The following is a 25,027-nucleotide window of genomic DNA, read 5'->3' as shown; positions in this document are numbered from 1 at the left end:
AAAAAATTACAAATCACCTTATGGACCGCCCTATTTAAAATCATAGCCAGCTGACTCCGCTGAATGAATTTTAAATAGGGATAAGGTCCATCCAAAAGTTTAAGACATGAAAAGAAGAGAATTTATAGCCAAGGGTGTACTTTCTTCCCTGGCCTTTACCATTGTTCCGCGCGCTGTGTTGGGGGGAAATGGATTTTTAGCACCAAGTGACCGCATTAATCTGGGGTTTATTGGTGTCGGAAAACAATCCTATACCCTGATGAACGGGCTCAACCGTTGCAAGGAAATCGCTAGTTTGGCAGCCTGCGATGTAGACCGTAAAAAATTGCAGGCATTTATTGTAGGTACAACAAAAAAGCAGCTGGAACTTGGAAAGACGCAAAGTACGGTGACGGGTTATAGGCATTACCGTGAGCTATTGGAGCGGAAAGATATTGATGCGGTGGTGATCGCGACACCAGATCATTGGCATGCCCAGATTGCTGTGGATGCTGCTAAAGCCGGAAAGGATATTTACTGTGAAAAACCACTTGCACTCACCATTGCCGAAGGACGTGCCATGGTGGATGCGACACGTAAGTTCAAAAGGGTATTCCAAACGGGGAGCATGCAACGTTCATCGTACAATTTTAGACAGGCAGCGGAATTGGTTTCGAATGGTTATATTGGAAAAATAAAAGAAATTAATGTTTCTGTCGGTGAACCCGTCAAACAATGTGACTTGCCTTCCATGCCGGCACCGGATTATCTGGATTGGGATATGTGGGTGGGGCCTTCACCTTACCGCGGTTATAATCCAATTTTGAGCCCACCTATCGAAGATGATAAATGGGCCTGGTGGCGTGGCTACCGTGATTTTGGAGGGGGATATATCACCGATTGGGGTGCACATATGTTTGATATCGTACAGTGGGCATTGGGCATGGATAATTCAGGGCCGACGCAATTTCTACCGCCCAAACAAGCCAACAGCAGTAGCGGGCTCTCGTTTATTTATGCCAATGGGGTGAAAGTCAATCATGTCGCTTGGGGTGTACACAATGCGATTCAGTTTATAGGTGAAAAGGGGAAGATCGAGGTGAGCCGCGAATTTATACGTTCCAGTCCCGAAAATCTTGCTAATATGAAATTGTCTGCTTCTGATCGACGTCTTTATTATAGTGACAACCATTACCAGGATTTTGTGGATGCCATTAAGAAAAGAAGCAAACCAATCTGTGATGTGGAAATTGGTCATCGGACCAGTACGGTCTGCAATGCGGTCAATATCGCCTATGAGCTCCAGAAAGATCTGAAATGGGATCCTAAAAAAGAAGAATTTGATAATGAGTATGCCAATCTCCTGCGTAGCCGCCCTTATCGTGGTGAATGGGATTTCAGGAAGTTTTAACCAGGGCATCCGGCGCTTATTTCTATCATCTATACCTGTTATAACAGGCTCGGCAGCTCCAACTTGCTTCAAGTTGGGGCTGTTTTTGATAATGCGGTCATTCGTTTATCGCAGAGACAAAATGCAGTATCAAGTGCATTCATAGCACTAGGGCTGCTGAGAGAGACTGAAATTTGACCATGAACAAAAAGAAAATTTGTTATTCTGGAAAGATAATTGCTTTATTTGCATAACGCAATTATTAAGCGCTTAACAGCAGAGGGAACAACCGCTATGTCTCAATTAACAATCGTCGATCTGGCCAAAAAACTAGGTTTATCAAAATCAACCGTTTCCCGTGCATTTCGGGACAATGTGGACATCAATCCCGCAACCAAGGCCCGTATCCTGGCAATGGCCGAAGAAATCGGCTTTTCACCCAACGTGTATGCCAGCAGCCTTAAGGCAAATAAAAGCCTGACAATTGCAATCATCATTCCCGAATTTGGAAATAAGTTTTTCTCCCAGGCCATTAAGGGCATCGAAGCCGTGGCAAGGTCAAAAGGGTATCATACCTTGATCTATGTGACAGATCATCAGGTACAAAATGAAGCATCGATTGTCCGTTCCTTGGTCAATGGTCGCGTGGATGGGGTTATTATCTCGGCATCAGGGGAGGGGAAAGATCATTCCCATATCCAACTGCTTGAGGAGCGGGGAATTCCGGTCATGTTTTTTGATCGGACCTATGACGATTGGAAGGGTGGTTATATCACGGGAAATGACCAGGATTCGGCTTACGAGGCGACGAAACATCTGATTGAAAACGACTGTAAAAGAATAGCATACCTAGCAATAAATCCCCATATATCTATTGGTAAAGTGCGCAAGGAAGGCTACGAGAAAGCCCTGACGGAAGCCGGATTACCTATTGATCCCAAATTGATACTTGATACCGTCAACGATGCCGAACAGAATATGAAGGATATCGCAAAGCTCATTGAAACAGAAAAACCGGATGCTATATTTGCGGCGGTCGAACGTTTGGCAATCTCGAGTATCCGGGTGGCAAAGCAATTAAATATACGGATTCCGGAACAGCTGAAAATAATCTGTTTTTCTTGTCTCGATATTGCGGACCTGATCGATCCGGCTCTCAGTGTCGTCAAACAACCTGCGTTCGAAATGGGCGAATTAGTGACAAAACTACTCTTGGAGAAGATGGATGACCCCGATAACGAAAAGTTTGCTAATTCGGTTTATCTTGATTCCCAGCTTATTTTTCAAGAATCCAGCCAGAAATAAGTAAAAAAATATTTGTTTTTAATATACCCAATACTTAGCTTTGATTCACTTCGGGAACATTCCCGAAGAATTTAAATAATCAATTTTGTAAAAACATTGGAAGGGAATTAATAGGCAAATCGCAACAGGCGATTTCTTTTTTCCTTAGTTTCGGGAACGTTCCCAAAAACAGGCCAAGCAAAGCTAATTATCGATGGGCAAGCATATCATTTATTACTTAGGGTATTTTTGGATACTCATCCTGTTGTCTTCTTGCGCCAACAAAAAGGACATCGTTGATCCCGAACAACCGTCGATCACTGAGCTCGATGCTACCGGTCTAGTATATACTTCTCCGTCCTTTATCTTTTGGGATAAGGATATTAGGCTGCAATTTGATTTTTCGAAAGGTAACGGAGCCTTAAAAGGAAGTTCAGCCGATCTATACCTGCATGCCGGATTAATTGCGAATAGCGGAGGAGACTGGCAACATGTGCCGACCGATTGGAATAGGAACGATAATGCCTATAAACTGCAATTTGTATCCACTGGTAAATACCGGTTCACCTTTAATCCGGCAACATTTTTTAAGCGTAGCAACGGTACCGGTTTTGGTCAGATCGCACTGCTGGTGCGTAATGCGGACGGATCGTTGGTCCAACGCAACCGTGATGGTTCGGATTTATTTCTGCCACTGGCCGGCGAGCATGGCGCTATCCGCTTTCTTTCTCCGGTGGCGCAACCCACAAGTCCATTGCTGGCAGAAGTTAACTATCGTGTTGGCGACCTGTTAACGGTCAAAGTGCAAGGCAGTCAGGCCGGGACAATGACCTTATGGGATAACGGTGTGCAAATTGCCCTGGAAGACAACGTGTCCTTGCTGGAAAAAAAGCTAAGCCTGCAAATCGATGGCCTGCATGAAATTGAAGCCCGGCTCGAAAGTAATGGTAAGGTTGTGAGCAGTAAAATGCAGTTACTGGCACAGGCAAAACCTGCAATCGCTGCATTGCCGGCCGGAATCAATCCAAATGGGGTTACGATTGACCGAACAAAAAAGCAGGTGAGTTTTGCGCTCACCGCACCCTTAAAAAAGAATGTATACCTACTAGGCGATTTTAACAGCTATAAGGCAACGTCGGCATATGCGATGAGCCAGACAGCAGATGGAAAAACGTGGTGGATAACCCTGTCGGATCTGGACTTTACAAAACCATATACCTATCAATTTCTGATCGATGGTCAGCAATATATAGCCGATCCCTATGCCGAACTGGTTCTCGATCCGCGAAACGATGCTGCATTGGGAACTAACATCGCCAATCTGCCCGCGTATCCACAGGGGGGGCGCGGAATTGTTGCGGTACTAGACCTTGTTGCGAAACCTTATCCCTGGAAGGTCAGCTCTTTTGTTAAACCTGCCGCCGGGGATCTGCTGATCTATGAACTCCTGGTACGTGATTTTGTCAAGCAACATCAGTATGCGACACTCAAGGATTCGCTGTCCTATCTAAAACGCTTAGGGGTCAATGCGGTTGAACTGATGCCTGTACAGGAGTCTGAGGGCAATTCGACCTGGGGCTATAATCCCTCTTTTCATCGGGCACTGGATAAGTACTATGGATCAAAGAATGACTTTAAGGCTTACATTGATGCCTGTCACGAAAATGGCATTGCTGTTATCCTGGACGTGGTATTTAACCATGCCTTTGGCCAATCGCCAATGGTACAGCTGTATGCCGAAAACACGAATGTTTCCAGTGATAATCCTTGGTTTAATACCATTGCCAGACATCCTTTTAACGTGGGCTTTGATTTTAATCATGAGAGTGCCTACACGCAGACCTTTGTCAAAGATATGTTGAGCTATTGGTTAAAAGAATATAAGATCGATGGTTTTCGTTTTGATCTCTCGAAAGGTTTTACACAGAAAAATTCGGGTACATCGGAGACCGATCTATCGGCCTGGAATGCCTATGATGCCTCGCGTATTGCGATTTTAAAGCAGTACCAGCAGCATATCCACAACCTAGATCCAACTTGTTATGTGATTTTGGAACATCTGGGTGGCGAGCAGGAGGAAATGGAATTGGCGCAGTCCGGCATGTTGCTCTGGAATAATATGAATGCGGTCTTTAACGAGGCTGCGATGGGTTGGAACAGTAACAACGGATCTGACCTCGGTCGTCTCTTTGCCAGCAGTCATGGCATGTCACAGCCGGCATTTGTCTCCTATATGGAAAGTCACGACGAACAACGCCTGTTGTTCAAATGCCTCAATTATGGAAATGCATCAGGAAATTACAGCGTAAAGAATTTAAATACCGCCTTGGCACGCATGGAGCAGGCTGCCCTGTTTTTATTGACCGCTCCAGGTCCCAAGATGATCTGGCAGTTTGGCGAATACGGTTATGATATCTCCATCGACGAAAATGGACGTACCGGGGAGAAACCAATCCTTTGGGATTACCTGAAACAGGATAAGCGTAAACAGCTTTTTGAGGTCTATGCCGCACTGATACGTTTCAAAATAAAGAACAGCATTTTCCGGGATGGAAAGCTTGTAGAATCGGGAATGAAAGCGGCCATGAAATATTTTCTGTTGGAGAAAGAGGGGCAGCAGGTAGGGGTGCTTGGCAATTTTGGTGTGGAAACCACTGATTTTGCACTGCCACAGGCTATACGTACCGTTTGGCAAAATAATTTTACAGGGAATACCCTGGATTGGACCAAGCAGACAAAGGTCAGTCTTCAGCCGGGAGAGTATCTACTGGTCAGCAAAACTAAACTAAATAAATAAACAGTTATTTTATGAACAAACAGCTATTACGTCCATTTTGGGCCTTGAACATGTTACTCGGGGTGAGTGCTTCGGCATTCGCACAGCAGGCCACGCTTCAGGGGAAAGTAATGGACCAGAAAGGAACTTCCTTGAGCGGTGCAACGCTGCGCTTCGAGGATATTCAGCGATCGCTGTCTACCAATGCAAACGGGGATTTTAGCTTGGATAGACTGAAAGCGGGCAAATTGCGTCTGAAAGTCAGTATGGTAGGTTATGCTACACTCGATACCCTGATCCAGGTGCAAGAGGGTAATAAGCCTTTAAACTTATATCTTAAATCGGATGCAAGCCAATTGGAAGAAGTGGTTGTGATCGGTTATGGAACGCAGAAAAAGAGTGAACTTACCGGTTCGATCAGCACAGTTACTTCCAAAGACTTTCAAAAAGGGCAGATTTCCTCGCCCGAACAATTGATTACGGGTAAGGTACCGGGGGTACAGATCACCACAAGTGGGGGACAGCCGGGTGCAGGTAGTACCATCCGCATCCGTACCGGCGCCTCCCTGAATGCCAGCAATGATCCATTGATCGTTGTGGACGGTATCCCCTTGGCCGGTGGATCGGTATCGGGCGTGGCCAATCCGTTAAGCTTGATCAACCCCAATGACATCGAGACTTTCACCATCCTGAAAGATGCCAATGCGACAGCCATTTACGGTTCGCGTGCATCCAATGGTGTTATCCTGATCACCACAAAAAAAGGGAGTCGTTCGGGGACGCAAATCAATTTTTCGACACAAAACTCCTTGGCCACCGTAGGTAAAAAGGTAGATCTGCTGACTGCTGATCAGATCCGGGACTATGTCAATACACATGGAACCGATGTCATGAAAAAGCTGCTGGGTACGGCCAATACCGATTGGCAGGATGTGATCTATGGCAATGCTTTTACCACGGATAACAACATCAATATTGCTTCCAAAGCAGGAAACATGCCTTACCGTATTTCGGCTGGATACATGAATCAGGACGGCGTGCTGAAAAACGATAACCTCAAACGTACAACAGCGGCGCTGGCCTTGACACCGAAATTTCTCGACAATCACCTTTCATTGGATGTGAATGTACGCGGAACCTGGTCAAAGTCCAAATTTGCAACACAGGATGCCATCGGTTCGGCTATACAGTTCGATCCAACACAGCCCGTCTATGTAGACGATAAAAATAGCTTTGGTGGATATTATGAGTGGATACAAGGGGGAAAACCCAACCCCAATGCGCCCCGCAACCCGCTGGCCTTGCTGGAGCTCCGTAAAGATAAAGGGGATGTGTTCCGTAGCATCGGTAACGCAAAGTTGGATTATAGTTTTCACTTCTTGCCGGAACTACATGCTAACTTAAATGTAGGCTACGATCTCGCGCGATCCAAGGGGAATACATTTACACCGGCCATTGCAGCACGTAATTTTAATGAGGGCGGAGAACGCACGGAATATAAAACCGATATCAACAACAAAACGCTGGAATTTTACTTAAAATACGATAAGGAGATTGCTGCAATTAAAAGTAATATCGATGCAACATTGGGATATGGCTATTATAAAAACAGCAGTAAAGTCTATAATTTCAACCGGACCAACGCTGAAGGGGATAAGGTCTTAAATGAACCAACGCGCGCCTTTGACAAACCCGAAAATTTGCTGATATCCTACTATGGCCGTTTGATTTACTCGTTTGACAACCGTTATATCCTTTCCGGAACCCTACGTATTGATGGTTCCTCGCGGTTTGACCGTCAAAATAATAATGCCTGGGGATATTTCCCATCTGTCGGATTTACCTGGCGTGCTAAAAATGAAAGCTTCTTAAAACAGCTGGATGCCGTATCGGATCTGAAGGTTCGCCTGAGTTATGGGCAAACCGGACAGCAAGATGGTATTGCGAATTATTCCTACATGCCTAATTATTCCATCAGTGGTAATGAATCCATGTACCGGTTCGGTGATACCTACTATTACTTGAATTCACCTTTGGTTTACGACCGCGATATTCGTTGGGAAAGTACCACAACCTATAATGCAGGTATTGACTTTGGTTTTCAGGATAATAGATTCTATGGTAGTATAGATTACTATTCCAAAAAGACCAAAGACTTGTTAAGTACTATCCCGATTCCGGTGGGATCTAATTTTAGTAATTTCCTATTGACCAATATCGGTAATATGGAAAATCAGGGCTTGGAGTTTAACCTTCACTATATTCCTTTAAAATCAGAGCATTCTTCGTTGGATCTGGGTTTCAATTTTACCTACAACAGAAGCAAGGTGACTAACCTGACGCAAAGCGATGATCCTGGTTTTATCGTGGAGACAGGAGGTATCCGTGGCGGAACAGGTGGGAATATTCAGGCACATAAGGTGAATTATATGCCCAATAGCTTCAATGTTTTCAAGCAGGTGTATGATGAGCAGGGGCATCCGGTTGAAGGGGTTTACGTCGATCGTAATGGCGACGGCGTGATTAGTGATAATGATCGGTATTTATATAAATCTCCATTGCCTAAATATCTTTTAGGTTTTACGGCAGCCTACAGTTACAAAAAATGGTCCGCATCCACGGTGTTGCGTGCCAATCTGGATAATTATGTGTACGACAATGTTTCCTCTAATCTGGGAAGTGGTGCCAACATAAATGATCAGGCAGTTTTGGTTATTAACAATGCGCCGGTGGACTTTCTAAATACCAATTTTCTCCTCAAGCAGCTACAAAGTGATTATTACATCAAGAATGCTTCTTTCTTAAAGATGGATAATATCAATTTAAGCTACAATCTAGGAAAATTTATACGGAACAGCAAGGCGTCTATGTCGATTTCAGCAACCGTACAGAATGTATTTACGATCAGCAAATATAAAGGCGTTGACCCCGAGATTTCGAATGGAATAGACGACCGTTTCTATCCTAGACCACGTACCTATGTATTGGGTGTAAATGTGAATTTTTAAATGAATAACAATGAAAAGTTTAAATAAATATATAGGCATCTGTTTACTGGCCATTGCATCGAGCAGCTGCCATAAGGATCTGGATTTAAAACCGACCAATGATATTACAGCAGATGTTGCCTACCAGGATTTTAAGGGTTATACTTCATCCTTTGCCAGATTATATGGTTCGTTGGTGCTGACGAGTACCTCGGGGCCAAACAATTCGGATCTAGGTGGCCTGGATGCCGGAACCTCGGATTTTTTACGCCTTTTTTGGAATGCGCAGGAACTCACGACCGATGAGGCAGCATGTGCATGGCTTAACGACCCGGGCATCAGTGGTCTGGACTATCTCAATTTCGACGATAGCAATCCTATGCTCCGTGGTCTCTACACCCGTTGCATCTATAGCGCGACCTTGGTCAATGAGTTTTTAAGAGAAAGTACCGATGCCAAATTAAGCGCCCGCGGAATTTCGGATGCCGATAAAGCTGAAATCGCTTATTACCGCGCCGAAGCAAGATTTTTACGTGCGTACAATTATTGGGTATTACTTGATTTGTTCGGAAATCCGCCATTTGTGACCGAAGAAACGCCTGTAGGTAAAGTGGCTCCTCCTCAGATTAAAAGACCAGCGCTTTTCGCTTATGTGGAGAAAGAGTTGTTGGAAGTAGCAGGACAGCTAAAGGGACCTAAGCAGAATGTATATGGTCGGGTGGATCAGGTCGCAGCATGGGGATTGCTGGCTCGTTTATACCTCAATGCCGAAGTGTACCTAGGTGCCGGGAATAAAAAATATACTGAAGCCATCACCTATTCGGAAAAAGTATTGAATTCGGCTTATCGCCTGGGGGCAAATTATCGCGAGCTTTTCTATGCCGATAACGATAAGAACAACCCCGAGTTTATTTTCTATCTGCCTTACGATGGAACCAAGACGCAGAGCAAGGGGGGAACAACTTACCTGATCAATGCAGCGATTGATGCAACAATGAACCCGACATCTTTTGGTGTACCGGGTGGAGGTTGGGCCGGTAATAGAACTCGTGATAATATCGCAACTATTTTTGGCGACTATTCCGGAGCAACAGATAAGCGGGCAATGTTTCACCTGAACTCAAGTGTTAAAATTGAAGATATCGCTGTCTATAAACAGGGATTGGCAGTGACCAAATTCCGCAATGTCAACAAGGATGGGAAGACTGCTCCTCCGGCTGCCGAGGGCTTCGTTGCATCTGTAGATTTCCCATTGATCCGTCTGGCAGAAATGAATTTGATCTATGCCGAAGCGACTCTACGCGGAGGTGCTGGTGGTACTTTAGTAAAGGCATTGGATTACATTAACAAATTACGTGTACGTGCCTATGGTAACAATACGGGCAACTTGACGAACCTTTCGTTGGACGATATTCTCAACGAGCGTGTGAAGGAACTCTACTGGGAGGGATTTAGACGTTCGGATCTGATCCGTTATGGCAAATTTACCGGGGATAGTTACCTCTGGCCTTTTAAAGGGGGCGTGCTTGGCGGTCAGGCAGTTGCAGGGTATAGATCGCTGTTTCCGTTACCTGCTTCGGATATTATAGCGAATTCGAATCTAGTACAGAACCCTGGCTACAATTAACCGGCGGATCAAACTTTGATCCCAGGGCTTCTATCGCTAGGATAGAAGGATTAAAATCTGGGTAGGAGAGTTTGTTTTAAGTGATTAATAAATAGATGTTTAGAAATGAAAATTATACATTATATAGGATTGGTGCTACTGCTATTGGCGACTTTCCAAAGTTGTAAAAAAGACGAAACGCAAGCAAGATTGGCGAGTACTGACGCTGTAAAACCGGCGACTTTAACGCTTGACAAGACGAACCTGACCTTGTCCAAAGCAAATGCGAATGATACGGTATTGCACCTTCGTATGATCCAGCCTGACTTTGGTTTTCAGGCTGCAGTGAGCAATGTGCTTCAGTTTGGCCTTAAAGGGGACAACTTTAAAACGGTAAAGGAAGTAGTTATTCCCAATGGACGCAGCGTAATGGGATTCACAGGCTACGAATTGAATAGTTACTTGCTTTCTCTTGGCGTTCCTACAGGAACGGCTTCTGAATTTGATGTTCGGCTTAAGTCAAGTATCAATACAAAAATTGCGGCTGTGTTTTCTGCTTTAGCTAGCCTTAAAGCTGTTCCTTATGCATCAACAAGCTATTTGTATGTACCCGGCGCATACCAAGGCTGGGATCCGGCTACTGCTGAATTAATTGTCTCGCCGACGAGTAACGGCATCTACACGGGCATTATTTCCTTCCCGGAGGCGAATTCGGAGTTTAAGCTGACCACCGAACGCAATTGGGCAAATTCCTATGGACAGACAGCAACGGGTAAAATTGCCTACAACGGTGGGGATAACATCAAAGCACCGCGCGCAGGCAACCTCGAAATTGAAGTCAATACAACAGCGAATACCATCACATTCAAAGACCATAGTTGGGGTATCATCGGAAGTGCTACACCTAAAGGATGGGATGCAGACACAGACATGAAATACGATAATGCCAACCAATTGTGGAAACTCAGGGTCAACCTAACAGCCGGCGCGATCAAGTTCCGCAAGAATCATGACTGGGGGACCAATTTTGGCGGTGCCAATGGAAATCTTGTCGCCGGTGGCGCCGATATCGCAGTAGCAAATGCGGGAACTTACGATATCGTCCTTGATCTCAATGCGAATACATACACTTTAACCAAGAAATAATGCCGACCATATTAAAAACAACGATACGACTTACCACAGGAATTGTGGCACTAACAGCGCTTGGATGGAGCCCCTTAAAGGGGCAATCCATTCAGCGGGTAGAACCTCTGAATTGGTGGGTAGGAATGGAAAACCCAAGCTTGCAGCTTGTAGTCTATGGCCCTCAGATTGGGAAAAGTGAGGTACAGGTTGACGACAAAGGCATCGAACTCCTTCGGGTGAACCGGACAGAAAATCCCAATTACCTGTTTTTGGATGTTAAGATCACAGCGGCAGCTCAACCGGGCTGGTCTACCTTTACCTTTAGTCAGGGAAAGAAGAAACTGACCTATCGCTATGAACTCAAAAAACGGGATCAACGTGTCAAAGCACAGGGAGTAACCAGCGCGGACTTGATCTACCTGATTATGCCCGACCGTTTTGCGAATGGCAATAAGGCAAATGATCAGGTAAAGGGGATGTTGGATATGAGCTTGAACCGGGATTCCATGTATTTGCGGCATGGAGGTGACCTGGAAGGGATCATCGGTAAACTGGATTATCTCCAGGATCTGGGGGTGACCTCGCTCTGGATGACACCCGTATTGACCAACGATATGCCCCTGGCTTCCTATCATGGTTATGCCAATACCGAGACTTATCATATTGACCCGCGTTTTGGAAGCAATGATACTTATGTCCAATTGGGGGAGCAGCTGCATAAACGTCGGATGAAACTGATTTTTGATGTCGTGCCCAATCATATCGGCAGTTACCATTGGACGGTGAAAGACAAACCCATGGCGGATTGGCTCAATGAGTGGCCGGAATATACCCAAACCTCTTATAAGGATCAGACTGTGTTCGATCCTTATGCCTCCGCAGCGGATAAAAAGAAAATGGTCAAAGGCTGGTTTGTGCCGACGATGCCGGACATGAACCAGCAAAATCCTTATGTACAGAACTATTTGACACAAAGTCATATCTGGTGGATAGAAACGGCAGCCATTGACGGATTTCGTATTGATACCTACCCTTACAATGATCTGGATTTTATGGGAAAATGGACCGACCGCATTCAAAAGGAGTATCCAAACTTTACTTTTTTTGGTGAAACCTGGGTGCAGGGTGTTGCCAACCAAGCTTATTTCCTAGGCGGGAAGCGTGTGGGGCAGGAGGTCGATTCGAAGCTGATGGGGGTGACGGATTTTCAGCTGAATTACGCGATTGGCGATGCGCTCAATCAAAAGAGCGAATGGACAGCGGGAGCAACAAAATTGTATTCCACCTTAGCGTCCGACTATCAGTATCCGCAACCGGAACGAAATGTGTTGTTCCTGGATAACCACGATAAAGATCGGTTCTTTTCAGTGGTCGGCGAAAACATCCAAAAGTATAAATCGGCAATGGCCTGGCTGCTGACGACAAGGGGGATCCCCCAATTGTATTATGGAGCCGAAATCCTGATGAAGAACTTTTCCAATCCGGATGGTCTGTTGCGCGAAGATTTTCAGGGTGGTTTTGATGGCGACAAGAAGGACAAATTTACCGTAGCAGGCCGGACGGAAGCCGAGCAGGAGATGTGGTCTTTTGTACGTACCCTGGCCAACTACCGCAAGCAGCATCCTGTCCTGCAATCGGGAAAAACCATGCAGTATGTGCCGGAAGATGGCGTTTACGTCTATTTCCGCTACAATGAGCAGCAAACTGTCATGGTGATGATGAACTGCAACGATCAGGAAAAGGAAGTGAAGCTTGACCGCTTTGCTGAACGGAACGCAAAAGCAACAGCTTATGTGGATGTCATCAGTCAACAGGTACTGAAACCAAGTGATCATAAAGTCAAGTTGGCGGCTTACGAGACCAAAGTACTTGACCTAAAATTTTAATACAACGCGATATTTTAAATTTCATTTTTTCAATGATTAATTATACTACTGTAAAAGCCGTAATATTTGATTTGGACGGTGTGTTGGTGGATACGGCAATCTACCACTTTCAAGCTTGGCATAGACTGGCTACGAGTCTGGGCTATTCTTTTTCTGTGGCTGATAATGAGCAACTGAAAGGTGTGAGCAGGGTGGAATCGCTGGAACTTATTTTGAAATGGGCCGGATTGGAAAAATCCGAACAGGAAAAAGAGCAGTTGCTGATTCAGAAGAATCAGTGGTACCTGGCCCTGATCCAACAGCTCAACCCTGGGCAGCTGCTTCCGGGCAGCCTCGACCTGCTCAATAAGCTTCGCGAAAAGCATATTTTGATCGCATTGGGATCGGCCAGCAAAAATGCATTGAACATCCTTCAGAAAACTGGGATCGTGGATTATTTTGATGCATTGATCGACGGGAATGTCGTCAGCGCATCTAAGCCGGATCCTGAAGTATTCCTTAAAGGAGCAGCGGCTTTGGGGGTGGCACCTTCGTATTGTCTGGTACTTGAAGATGCCCAAGCGGGCATTGATGCCGCTAAGGCTGCCAATATGCAGGTTATTGGTGTTGGAGAGGCCGATAACCTAAAAGGAGCGGATGACATCGTGGCCAATTTAGCTGCATTAGTCGATAAATTTTAAATTATAGTAGCAATTAACGTATGAAAACATATATCAAGCATGACCCTTGGCAAATTATTGAAGATGAGTTTAGACCTGATCATAACGAATTTTCGGAAAGTATTTTTTCCATTGGTAATGGACGCATGGGACAACGGGCCAATTTTGAAGAACAGTTTAGTGGAAGAACGTTACAGGGCTCTTATCTGGCAGGCATTTACTATCCAGATAAAACCCGAGTGGGATGGTGGAAAAACGGTTACCCCGAATATTTTGCCAAGGTAATCAACTCTTTCAACTGGATCGGACTGACCATCATGATCGATGGTCAGCCACTGGATCTGGCAAAGGTTAAGGTAAAATCATTTGAACGCCGCTTGGATATGCAAAGGGGTATTTTGCAGCGCAGTTTTGTTGCGGTGATGCCCGATGGAGCAGAAGTAAAAGTAGAGGCCAGTCGTATGTATCATCTTTTTGCTTCTGAAACAGCATCCTTACAATATACTATCCAGGCACTGACAGCCGACGTTACGATCGAGCTTATTTCATTTTTGGACGCAGAGGTCGTCAACAGGGACAGCAATTACGATGAGAAGTTTTGGGAGCCTTTGTCGCAGGGAATGCAGGGAGACAACCTGTTTGTCTGCTCACGGACAAAGAAAACCGGCTTTGAAGCCTGTGCGGAGCTCGAAACGCGTGTTACAGGAGCGGATGGCATGATTAGCGCAGGAGACATCATTTCGGAAAATGGTTATATAGGCCAACGTTATCGCTCGAGCGTGGCCAGATCACAAACACTCTGCATTGAAAAAAGAGTCGCGATCGTAACATCCGAAAACCACGCGGCCGCAGACTTGCAGGCAGTTGCGACAGCGCGCCTGACGGAGTTGGCCCCATTGCAGTTTGACCAATTGAAGGAAAAACAGGCCAAAGCCTGGCAGGCAATCTGGGCTGAAAGTGATATCGAGATCTTTGGTGATGTGGCTGCTCAGCAGGCCATCCGCTACAATATCTTTCAGCTGAACCAAACGTATACCGGTGAGGATGCCCGACTGAATATTGGGCCAAAAGGTTTCACGGGCGAGAAATACGGAGGGGTAACCTACTGGGATACCGAGGCGTATTGCATCCCTTTTTATCTGGCAACACAATCGCCAGAGATTGCACGGAACCTCTTGCTGTATCGCTATCAACAATTGGGCAAAGCAATTGAAAATGCGGAAAAATTGGGCTTCAGCAATGGCGCAGCCCTCTTCCCGATGGTGACGATCAATGGTGAAGAATGCCACAACGAATGGGAAATAACTTTTGAGGAAATACACCGCAATGGTGCCATCGCTTTTGCCATTTACAATTACGTTCGTTATACCGGAGATACGGATTATATCTGGTCGCATGGATTGGATGTTTTGGTGGCCATTAGCAGGTTCTGGGCCCAACGCGTTAATTGGAGTACAGATAAACAGCAATATGTGATGTTAGGCGTAACCGGACCTAACGAATATGAGAACAACGTGAATAACAACTGGTACACCAACCGGATTGCATCCTGGAGTCTGGAATATACCCTGAACTGCCTGAAAGATGCTGAGCGTGCTCAACCGGGCTCTTTTAATGCACTGTTTGACCGACTGGGTGTAAGCGACGAAGAACGCAATGGCTGGCAGCATATCATCGATAACCTTTACTATCCGTATGATGAAAAACGGCAGATCTTTTTGCAACAGGACGGTTTCTTGGATAAAGAGCTGATTGCAGTAGGGGATCTGGATCCTTCACAGCGTCCTATCAATCAGAAATGGAGCTGGGATCGCATTTTACGGTCCTGTTATATTAAACAGGCGGATGTGCTCCAGGGCTTTTATTTTCTTGAGGAATGTTTTGATAACGATACCCTGCGACGCCATTTCGAATTTTACGAACCGCTTACGGTACATGAAAGCTCGCTTTCTCCTTGCGTACATGCCATATTAGCAGCTAAGCTTGGAAAAACCGATAAGGCTTATGAGTTCTATTTACGAACATCGCGCCTGGATCTGGATGATTATAATAACGACACCGAAGATGGTCTGCATATCACCTCGATGGCAGGTACCTGGATGACAATTGTAGAAGGATTTGCCGGAATGCGTGTAAAAGAAGGAAAACTATATTTAAATCCCATGTTACCTAAGGAATGGAAAGGGTATAAGTTCCGCGTTCTCTTTCGCGGTGCTATTCTATTGATTGAAGTACATGGCGATGGGTATACGGTCGATAACATCAGCGATACAAATGTTGATATAGCGACTACGACCGACATATTTGTGTTGGCCGGAGGAAGCCGAAAAGAGGTTTCCCAAGCCAGATAAATTCGCATGCGCAAGTGTGGAGGGCTTCTGCACTTGCACATCGCTGAATTGGTAATTAAATTGTATTTTGTCTTAAATTTTGATAGCTAATTATGGGGAATAAACCTCAATTGAGTATAAGCCAGGTCGTTAACATGAGTTTTGGATTTTTGGGAATACAAATGGGCTTTGCTTTACAGAATGGTAATGCTTCACGTATCCTTCAAACTTTTGGTGCCGATGTGGAGCATCTTTCGTTATTCTGGCTAGCGGCACCGATCACTGGCATGATTGTTCAACCCATTATTGGGCATTATAGCGATCGGACATGGACCCGTCTGGGACGTCGTCGCCCGTATATCCTCATCGGTGCACTACTGACCACATTGACCTTGTTTCTCATGCCCAATGCGGCCTTGGTTGTGGCATTGCTTCCGCCGCTGTGGATAGGGGCTGGACTATTGATGTTTATGGATGCTTCGATCAATGTAACGATGGAACCCTTTCGGGCATTGATAGGTGATAATTTATCCAGTAGCCAACGTAGCCTGGGGTTTTCGGTACAGACCTTTCTCATTGGTATAGGAGCGGTCGTAGGGTCACTATTGCCTTATATCCTGACCAATTATTTGGGGTTTTCCGGTACAGCGGAGCCAGGACATGTGCCTAATAATGTGATTTATTCATTCTATATCGGTGGACTTATTTTATTGCTTTCGGTATTATGGTCTGTGTTCAAAACGAAAGAATATAGTCCGGTGGAACTAAAATCATTTGCTGAAGATTCCGTTGAGCCTGTGGATAATGCTGCAGCTTTTGGCTTAAGCACGATTATACGGGATATTAAGGTCATGCCGCTGGTGATGAAGAAATTGGGCTGGGTACAGTTTTTCTCCTGGTTTGCCCTATTCATGATGTGGGTATATACAACACCAGCTATTGCGGAATCGGTGTTTTATTCGAGAGTTGGAAACCGTCAGGATCTCTATATGGAAGCCGCGAATTGGGTAGGTGTGCTATTTGGGATCTACAATGGTGTTTCGGCTATTTATGCGTTATTTATTCCCAGGATCGCTAAACGGTATGGGCGCAGTAAAACCCATGCTTTTGGCTTGATCGTCGGTGGACTTTCGTTAATATCGTTGTTCTTCATAAAAGACGCCAACATGCTTGTTTTACCCATGCTTGGGATCGGTATCGCCTGGGGCAGCATATTAGCTATGCCCTACGCTATTTTGAGCGATCATTTACCCCCCACAAAAATGGGGGTCTATATGGGGCTTTTTAACTTTTTTATCACGCTGCCGCAGATCGTCTGTGGGTTTTTCGGAGGAATGATTATTAAATTTATCTTCCAGAGCCAATCGATCTATGGCTTACTGCTTGCTGGCATATTTATGTTTTTGGCCGCATTTTTTGTTCCCAAAAGCAAGCAATAGATTTGACAGCTGCATGTGGCCCAAAGAGGACACATGCAGTTTTGTCTGCCCCAGTCGTTATGACGACTTGCCCATGAATATGAGCAGGTTATTCCTGGATTTGTTCGGCTGAGTTAGCCTCTTCATTGACCGGGTCCTTTGTACTATCTTGATCACGACCACTTCTGAAATTTTTCTTTACTTTCCTTAGGACAATCAGCTGTTTTCGGTCATGTAAACACTTGGCGGCATGCCATAATGTTTATGGAAATCTCTTGAAAAATTGGACTGTACGGTATAACCCACCATCGTGGAAATCTGGGTAATGTTATATTTTTTTTGAACGAGCAATTCGGCGGCCTTCTTTAAACGGGAGATATTGATCAGTTCATTGGGTGTCAGGTCGGATAAGCCTTTAATTTTACGGTATAGTGTTGGTCGGCTCATATTCATTAAGCGCGCGAGCTCATCCACATTGAGATCGATATCCGAAATATTATCATAGATCACGGTGTTGAGCTGACTGATAAAATCCTTGTCAGGGGCCGATACATTAATATCCGTCAGATTAGAAATGGAAGAATTTGTAAAATAATTTTTGATGATCTTACGGTTGTTAAGAATATTTCTGATCTGTACAGTAAGGAATTCCAGTGAAAAGGGTTTTTCGATATAGGCATCGGCACCAATTTTCAGCCCATTAATTTTAGAATCAAGTGCATTTTTGGCCGTGAGGAAGATGACCGGAATATGGCTGTACAGGATGTCACTCTTAATACGTTTGCAAAGAGCGATGCCGTCCATAATAGGCATCATGATATCTGTTAAGACGAGCTGCACATTGTCCTGATCCAATATTTCAAGCGCTTCAGCTCCGTTACTGGCACGGAGAATTGTATAATCAATTTTCAGTTCCTTATTGAGGTAGGCCAGTATTTCTTTGTTGTCCTCGACAATAAGGATGGCAGGTCTTTCGGCGTTTTGATCTGTTTTTGCGTTTCGTTGATCTTCATGTGGAACGACCGTCTCTTCGAGGATAGGTTTGATGTCCAAGGTCTGTTCCTGCAGGATGGGGAGCGAGAGCAGGAAGATGTTTCGGTTTTCTTCCGTATAAGCCAGCGATAATGAACCCTGATGGAGTTCGACTAGGGAGCGGGAGAGAGGAAGGCCAATACCCGTTCCGGTATCTTTGTTCGATTCGTTTAGCCGATAAAAGGGTTCAAAGATTTTTTCCCTTTTATCGAAGGGAATGATATCACCATCATTTCGAAATTCGATATTGAACATAATATCATCACTGTTGAACGGAAGCAATTTGACATGTACCTGATGAGCGGCATATTTTATGGCATTATGAATCAAGTTGGTGAATATTTTCCGCAAAGCTTCTTCATCGACTTGGGCAGTGAGTGTAATCCGGGGCAAGGAAAGATCATATTGCAACATCTTTTCCTTTGCTAGGCTGTTCAGATCATTGAATACGTCAAGTAATAAGTTGTTAATGTCCGTTTTTGTAAAGATAAGGCTCATATTATTTGTTTCTGCTTTTCTAAAGTCTAAAAGTTGATTAGTTAACCTAATCAGTCTTGTTGTGTTTTTTTCGATCAAGGCAAGGTCATTTACCGTGTCATTAGCGTCAAATTGATGTGTCCGGATGAGTTTCTCCAGGGGCATTTTGATTAAGGTCAGCGGTGTACGGATTTCGTGGGCGAGATTGGTGAAAAACTCAAGTTTAAGATTATAGACTTCTTGTTCTTTTTTACGTTCATAGCTATCCATTTTTTGCGCGTTATTTGCTTTGATCAGCAAAAAATAATACCTCAAAATCAATAAAACAACTGTACTAAAGGTAATGAAATAAATGGTATACGCCCAGCTGGATGACCACCAGGGGGGAGAGACGACAATACGTAGTTGTTTTTCCGCCGGGTTCCAGATTCCATTGTTGTTTGCCCCTTTAAATCTAAAGGTGTAGGTTCCGGGAGGAAGCTTATTGTAATAAATTTTTTGACCGCCGGTGATATCTGTCCAGCCTTTGTCATAACCTTCCATGATATAGCGATAGGGATTGCTTTTTGGGGAAACAAAACTCAAGGCTGCGATATTAAAACTGATATTGGAACTATTATAGGAGAGCTGAATCTCTTTTGATAGCGAGATGGATTGTTTCAGTATACCATCTTCACGAACTGGAATGCTTTCGTTGTTGATCTGAATGTCGCTAATGAATATGGGCGGAATAAAGTTATTCTTAATGGATTTTGTGGGGTTAAAACTTACCATCCCTTTTATGGTACCAAAATATAATGTACCGTCCGTATCTTTAAATGCTGAATTGTAATTAAACTGATCGGCCGGTAACCCGTCTCGGGATGTATAGATGACCCTATGGGGAAGATGGCCGTCCAGTCTGACCAGGCCACCACCTGTTGATATCCATATGCTGTTGTTGTCGTCTTCCAATACTTTAAATACTTGATTGGAAGGTAAACCCGATTCAGTCAGATAGTTGGTGAAATGCCCATCACGGCGGTATTTTGAAAGGCCGCTTTCGGTACAAAACCACAGATTTTTTTTGCTGTCTTCGAATAAGCCATTGACGTAATTATTGACGAGCGTATTTTGTTTACCTTGCTCGGAGCGTAGATGTTTTATCTCGCCCGTAGCCCGATTGTATTGGTAAACTCCGCTGCCATAGGTATTGACCCAAAGTATACCATCGTCATCTTCGTAAATTCCTTGTATCCAGGCTTTGATAGGAAGGAGGTTAAAGCTATCGCTATATTTATTGTAGACATATAATGCGCGGTCTGTCCCCACAAACATGTTATTGTCTCTGGACTTAAAGAGGCAAACGGCGAAGCTGCTTTGTAAGGGGCCGCTGCCGATGCGGTCATAGTGCTTTTTTAATTTTCCGGTCCTAACGTCGAGTACATCCAGTCCATGTGTTGTGGAGCCTACCCAAAGCTCATCGCCGATGGTTGCCAATCCATGGACATTATTATGTGCAATACTTCCTTTTTTTCCATTGGCAACGAAATGCTGGATCTGTTGTGTTTGAGCGTCTATTTTGTTGAGGCCACCATCTTCTGTTCCTATCCAGAAATTTCCATAGTTATCTTTTTTTATATCGTGTACGATATTCCCGGATAATGCAGATTTTCCAAATCCATATAGGTATTTTTTGAAATTGTCGAACTGGTTGCTGTATTGGTTAAAACCGCCAAAAAATGTCCCAAACCAAATGTTATCTTCACGGTCCCGATAGAAATTCAAAACGGCATTGTCCGATATGGCAAATGGATTGAGCAGATCTTTTTTGATGTGTTGGCTCTGGCCTGTATGGATGTCATAGGTATATATTCCAGTCTCTGTTCCGATCCAGTATACCGACTCTGTCTGTTGGATAATGCAATTTGCCTGGATGACTTTGTTGGGGTAATGGCTTGCAAATAAGTTTTTTAATGTTCCGTTTTTAAAATCAAACAGGTAGGCTGAATTGATGGTGCCGACCATGAGCAGGGAGTCGTTGATAGCGTAGACGGTCTTTGTGTTGGCCAGTGCTTTCCGATCGGTTTTTTTGAGTGCAATTTGAACAAATTTGCCCGAGTGAACCTGGTACCTTTCGATTGTACTGTTAATATCTGTTGTCCACAGTCCGGCTTTTTTGCTGCTGGTAATAGCTACGAGTGTATTTTTGTTTTGATCAAAAGAAACGATTTCCGTAGTATAAGGATTATACCGATAGAGCTTACCATTGGAAAGCAGCCAGATAAAACCGGCGTATTCATGTATGGCGTTTACCTCGCCGATCGGTATGTTATGGAATGGTTTAAAGTTTTCTTTAACCGGATTGTAACAATAGATCCCCCTTGTCGTTCCCACCCATAGCGTACCCTTGCTATCGGTAAGGATACTTAAAATAGATGAGCTTCCGATGCTTGTAGAATCTGAGGCATTATGCCTAAATATCTTAAATTGATTGCCATCAAAACGATTCAAACCATTCCTTGTCCCTAGCCAAAGAAAGCCTTGGGTATCTTGCGTAATACACTTGACGGAACTATTGGAGAGACCATCGTGGGGTTGATAATTTTTAAAATAGAAGGATTGCGCCTGTAGGTTGGTCCATACAAGTAGGAGATAGAGGATAGGTATAAAGGTTATTCCGCGCAAAATTGATAATGTATTGCTAAAAATAGGCAATAAAAAAGAAAAAAAAGAGCGCTGTTGATACGTTTTGATATAAAATTGAGACGCTATGATTGGGGTCGCAACATGGATTTAGCGATTTTTATAGTACGAAATAACCAAAAAGTAAACTTATGCCTTGCCCTAAAATTATGACAGCAGATAGCTGTATTCTTATTTTTTTTAAAGCGAGTTACTTATCAGTCTATAGTGCGATACAAGCGTATGCGGCAACGGTTTTCAGGCTCTGCAAATGGACCTGTAGTTAGCCCGATCGATAGTTGCATGGAGAACTGCGGAGATCCCGGTCTGTTATTGGACTGAAAACATTGAATCACTTAACATTTTTGTTTGAGCGAGAAATTGCTCGGAAATACAGAATCAATTAAACCACCAATTTAAAAGCGTATGAAAAACAAACTACTTGCGCAATGTGTAATGATGCCAGCATTACTGCTCACCACCTTTATTGCGGTAGCCCAGACCAGGGTGCTGAAAGGAAAGGTTGTAGATGAGCACCAAAGTCCCTTGACTGGCGCGACAATTAAAGTAAAAGGCAGTACCACAGCAACAACCACCGATGCTGAGGGGGCATTTTCACTGAATATAACCAGTGATGCCAAATCGCTTGAGGTATCCTATATCGGTTATGCATTGAAGGAAGTGCCTATTGCAGGTAATGATATGACTATTGCACTTGAACCGAGTTCCAATCAGGGGCTGGAGGAAGTGGTTGTCATTGGTTATGGTACTGCCCGGAAAAAAGACCTGACGGGATCTATGGTTACTATCGGCGCCAAAAATTTCAACAAGGGTATTATGACAAGCCCCGATCAATTGATCCAGGGAAAGACTCCCGGTGTCATGGTCATAAATAACACCGGGCAGCCTGGGGGATCGACCACGGTACGTATTCGTGGTAACTCCTCCATCCGGGCGAGCAATAATCCCCTGTTTGTATTGGATGGGGTGCCGATGTCCGGCAACTCGCCATTGCCAGAGGGAAGAGGCGGATTTTCTTCGGACAGAGGGAATCCACTGACCTATTTGAACCCAGGTGATATCGCGAGCATGGATATTTTGAAAGACGCTTCAGCAACGGCTATCTACGGTTCGCGGGGTGCAAACGGCGTTGTGATTATTACCACGAAGAAAGGCAAAGAAGGTTCGCCGGAAGTCTCAATCGGTGCATCAACGGGGGTGTCGACAATGCGTGAATATCCGGATGTACTGAATGCTTCGCGGTTTAGAGAAGCATTGAAATACTATACGCCAAACGAAGTCGACGACGCAGATTTTGGTGGGAATGAAGATGCATTTAAAGCGATCACGAGAAAAGCGGTTACGCAGAACTATTATGCCGATGTGGCCGGTGGTACTGAGCATGGAAAATATCGCCTTTCTGGTGGTTATTTAAATCAGAACGGTATTATCCGCGGTTCGCAGCTGAAAAAATATACTGCCAATCTCAGTGGAAATTTTCGCTTTTTGGAAAACAAGAGACTGGGACTTGACTTTGGGCTATTTTTGACACAGATGGACAATAAATATGCACCGATCAATGCGACGGTAGGCTCAGAAGGTAACATTATTTCACAGGCTTTACAGTGGAATCCAACCCGTCCATTACGGGACGCCCAAGGTAATCTGACTTTTGTCAGTACAACCACCCGAAATCCATTGACGAGTATTGAAGCCTTTAAGGATTTAGCGACAACCAATACGCTCGTCATCAATTTGGCCCCATATTATAAGATTACGGATGATTTGGAATATCGTTTTATCTATAGCGCCATGCGTCAGACAGGTAATCGTCAGGGAATGTATCGTGCAGGGCTGATCGAGCCGTCCAATAGCGAAGATGAGCAAGCATTTATCTCCAATAATGGCGAGACAAACCTACAGATGACGCATATGTTATCCTATAATAAACAGATCAACGAAGACTGGAGCGTCAATGCGGTTGCGGGCTATGAATATTTGGACTATAACTTTAATAATAATATCATGTTTGGACGTGGGTTCAAATATATGGGACTGGATTATTTCGACTATATGCAATACACCAAACCTGCAAATAGGGAAATCGCATCCTATCGAAGTCCAACCAATCAATTGCAGTCGCTATTTTTACGTGGAGGATTTAATTATTTGAACCGTTATCTACTGACAGCGACGGTAAGAAGGGATGGGTCGACCAAATTTGGTTCAAATAATAAATATGCCGTGTTCCCCTCACTTGCTGTTGCCTGGAACGTGGCAGAGGAAGATTTCTTAAAGTCAAGTGGCATTTTTGATCAGCTGAAAGTGAGGCTTGGCTGGGGTAAAACCGGAAATCAGGAATTCCCTTCTGGTGCCTCATTAGATAGACTTGTTTTTAACAATCAGAGTATCAGTCAGGCGAATTACGGTAACCCCGACCTTAAATGGGAAACATCGACCACCATCAATGCGGGGATCGATTTTGGCATCCTTGGCAACCGATTATATGGTTCTATTGATTATTTTAATAAAAAGACAACCGATGCTTTATTTGAGCAGACACTCGCTCAACCAGCGCCAGCAGGCCGTATCTGGGTAAATTTGGATGGTGAAATCGTTAATAAGGGCGTTGAAATAGCATTGACGGGTACCATCGTCAAAAATGATAACTGGACCTGGGATTTGACCGGTAACGCGACCTTTCTTAAAAACAGCGTCAGTGGACTTGTCGGTTACTACGAAACAGGTGCTTTAAGAGGACAGGGTTTCTCCGGGGTATTGGGACAACGCATGGTGAACGGACAGCCATTGAATGTTTGGTATTTAGCCGACTACCAAGGGATAGATCCACAAACAGGAACGAGTATGTACCGGGGATTGGATGGTAGCATAAGTACCAACAACGATCCGGCCGTCAATAAGTATTACATGAATAGCCCGAATCCGACAACCTTGTTAGGTATCTCTACAAATGTAAATTATAAGAAATTTTCACTAGCGGCCAATATGAACGGTGCTTTTGGTCATTACTTATTTAACAATACCGCTGCTACAGGTTTGGGATTGACCAATCTGTCTTCACGAAACATTGGATCCAAATTTTTTGATACCTCGGTTAAAGAGTCTACCTCGAATTCGGCAGCGCCGTCTTCACGTTTCTTGGAAAAAGGAGATTATTTAAAATTGGCCAATCTGACATTAAGTTATCGTGTAGGAAACGTAGGCAAAACATTAAAGAATTTAAATGTGTCACTCACAGGACAGAATCTTTTTATTATAACAAAATATACTGGATTTGATCCCGAAGTGAATACAGACGGTTCTACGAATGGAATCCCTTCTTTGGGTATTGAATATTTACCTTACCCGCCTGCGAGGAATATCTTATTGGGTGTTAATTTTTCACTTTAG

The 25,027-nt window shown here is 44.3% G+C and carries 12 protein-coding genes; 11 read left to right on the top strand and 1 reads right to left on the bottom strand.

Going from position 1 to position 25,027, the window contains the following annotated elements:
• The first annotated feature begins 106 nt into the window (after positions 1 to 106).
• The 10 genes from ABDW32_RS15475 to ABDW32_RS15430 all read left to right on the top strand — a co-directional run bounded on the left by ABDW32_RS15475 (position 107) and on the right by ABDW32_RS15430 (position 17,464).
• Positions 107 to 1,390: a Gfo/Idh/MocA family oxidoreductase gene (locus tag ABDW32_RS15475; RefSeq protein WP_077438422.1), complete on the top strand. Its 1,284-nt coding sequence runs from the start codon at positions 107 to 109 to the stop codon at positions 1,388 to 1,390.
• A 273-nt stretch (positions 1,391 to 1,663) separates the two neighbouring features.
• A complete protein-coding gene (locus ABDW32_RS15470) occupies positions 1,664 to 2,674 on the top strand; it encodes a LacI family DNA-binding transcriptional regulator (RefSeq protein WP_077438421.1) in 1,011 nt (336 codons plus the stop codon).
• Between the two features lie 193 nt (positions 2,675 to 2,867).
• Complete coding sequence (locus ABDW32_RS15465; protein WP_343563932.1) at positions 2,868 to 5,450, top strand: alpha-amylase family glycosyl hydrolase; 2,583 nt, start codon at positions 2,868 to 2,870, stop codon at positions 5,448 to 5,450.
• Between the two features lie 11 nt (positions 5,451 to 5,461).
• Positions 5,462 to 8,437, top strand: a complete 2,976-nt coding sequence (locus tag ABDW32_RS15460; RefSeq protein ID WP_343563929.1) for a SusC/RagA family TonB-linked outer membrane protein — start codon at positions 5,462 to 5,464, stop codon at positions 8,435 to 8,437.
• 10 nt (positions 8,438 to 8,447) lie between these two features.
• Positions 8,448 to 10,043 (top strand): RagB/SusD family nutrient uptake outer membrane protein, encoded by a 1,596-nt coding sequence (locus ABDW32_RS15455; protein WP_343563927.1) that lies wholly within the window; start codon positions 8,448 to 8,450, stop codon positions 10,041 to 10,043.
• Positions 10,044 to 10,148: 105 nt separating this feature from the next.
• Positions 10,149 to 11,168 carry a SusE domain-containing protein gene (locus ABDW32_RS15450; protein WP_343563925.1) on the top strand — a complete coding sequence of 340 codons (1,020 nt, stop codon included), beginning with the start codon at positions 10,149 to 10,151 and terminating at the stop codon, positions 11,166 to 11,168.
• A complete protein-coding gene (locus ABDW32_RS15445) occupies positions 11,168 to 13,036 on the top strand; it encodes a glycoside hydrolase family 13 protein (protein WP_343563924.1) in 1,869 nt (622 codons plus the stop codon). Before ABDW32_RS15450 ends, ABDW32_RS15445 begins: the two co-directional genes overlap by 1 nt.
• Positions 13,037 to 13,068: 32 nt before the next feature.
• Positions 13,069 to 13,716, top strand: coding sequence for a beta-phosphoglucomutase (pgmB, locus tag ABDW32_RS15440; RefSeq protein ID WP_343563922.1), 648 nt, complete (start codon positions 13,069 to 13,071; stop codon positions 13,714 to 13,716).
• 20 nt (positions 13,717 to 13,736) lie between these two features.
• Entirely contained in the window at positions 13,737 to 16,046 is a 2,310-nt protein-coding gene (locus ABDW32_RS15435; protein WP_343563920.1) for a family 65 glycosyl hydrolase domain-containing protein, read from the top strand.
• A gap of 92 nt (positions 16,047 to 16,138) precedes the next feature.
• Entirely contained in the window at positions 16,139 to 17,464 is a 1,326-nt protein-coding gene (locus tag ABDW32_RS15430; RefSeq protein ID WP_343563918.1) for an MFS transporter, read from the top strand.
• A gap of 195 nt (positions 17,465 to 17,659) precedes the next feature.
• Here the strand turns inward: ABDW32_RS15430 and ABDW32_RS15425 are convergent, their stop codons facing one another.
• On the bottom strand, positions 17,660 to 21,619 hold the full coding sequence (locus ABDW32_RS15425; protein ID WP_343563916.1) for a two-component regulator propeller domain-containing protein: 3,960 nt from the start codon (positions 21,617 to 21,619) through the stop codon (positions 17,660 to 17,662).
• A 423-nt stretch (positions 21,620 to 22,042) separates the two neighbouring features.
• Here ABDW32_RS15425 and ABDW32_RS15420 point away from each other — a divergent pair, with 423 nt between their 5' ends.
• Positions 22,043 to 25,027 carry a SusC/RagA family TonB-linked outer membrane protein gene (locus tag ABDW32_RS15420; protein ID WP_343563914.1) on the top strand — a complete coding sequence of 995 codons (2,985 nt, stop codon included), beginning with the start codon at positions 22,043 to 22,045 and terminating at the stop codon, positions 25,025 to 25,027.

The sequence above is a fragment of the Sphingobacterium sp. genome, assembly GCF_039596235.1.
Classification (GTDB): domain Bacteria; phylum Bacteroidota; class Bacteroidia; order Sphingobacteriales; family Sphingobacteriaceae; genus Sphingobacterium.
This window is presented reverse-complemented; position numbering and strand designations above follow the sequence as displayed.

Excerpts from the sequence above, each read along its gene's own strand:
- ABDW32_RS15475 (WP_077438422.1), top strand. The coding sequence starts at position 107 with ATGAAAAGAAGAGAATTTATAGCCAAGGGTGTACTTTCTTCCCTGGCC.
- ABDW32_RS15470 (WP_077438421.1), top strand. The coding sequence starts at position 1,664 with ATGTCTCAATTAACAATCGTCGATCTGGCCAAAAAACTAGGTTTATCA.
- ABDW32_RS15465 (WP_343563932.1), top strand. The coding sequence starts at position 2,868 with ATGGGCAAGCATATCATTTATTACTTAGGGTATTTTTGGATACTCATC.
- ABDW32_RS15460 (WP_343563929.1), top strand. The coding sequence starts at position 5,462 with ATGAACAAACAGCTATTACGTCCATTTTGGGCCTTGAACATGTTACTC.
- ABDW32_RS15455 (WP_343563927.1), top strand. The coding sequence starts at position 8,448 with ATGAAAAGTTTAAATAAATATATAGGCATCTGTTTACTGGCCATTGCA.
- ABDW32_RS15450 (WP_343563925.1), top strand. The coding sequence starts at position 10,149 with ATGAAAATTATACATTATATAGGATTGGTGCTACTGCTATTGGCGACT.
- ABDW32_RS15445 (WP_343563924.1), top strand. The coding sequence starts at position 11,168 with ATGCCGACCATATTAAAAACAACGATACGACTTACCACAGGAATTGTG.
- pgmB (WP_343563922.1), top strand. The coding sequence starts at position 13,069 with ATGATTAATTATACTACTGTAAAAGCCGTAATATTTGATTTGGACGGT.
- ABDW32_RS15435 (WP_343563920.1), top strand. The coding sequence starts at position 13,737 with ATGAAAACATATATCAAGCATGACCCTTGGCAAATTATTGAAGATGAG.
- ABDW32_RS15430 (WP_343563918.1), top strand. The coding sequence starts at position 16,139 with ATGGGGAATAAACCTCAATTGAGTATAAGCCAGGTCGTTAACATGAGT.
- ABDW32_RS15420 (WP_343563914.1), top strand. The coding sequence starts at position 22,043 with ATGAAAAACAAACTACTTGCGCAATGTGTAATGATGCCAGCATTACTG.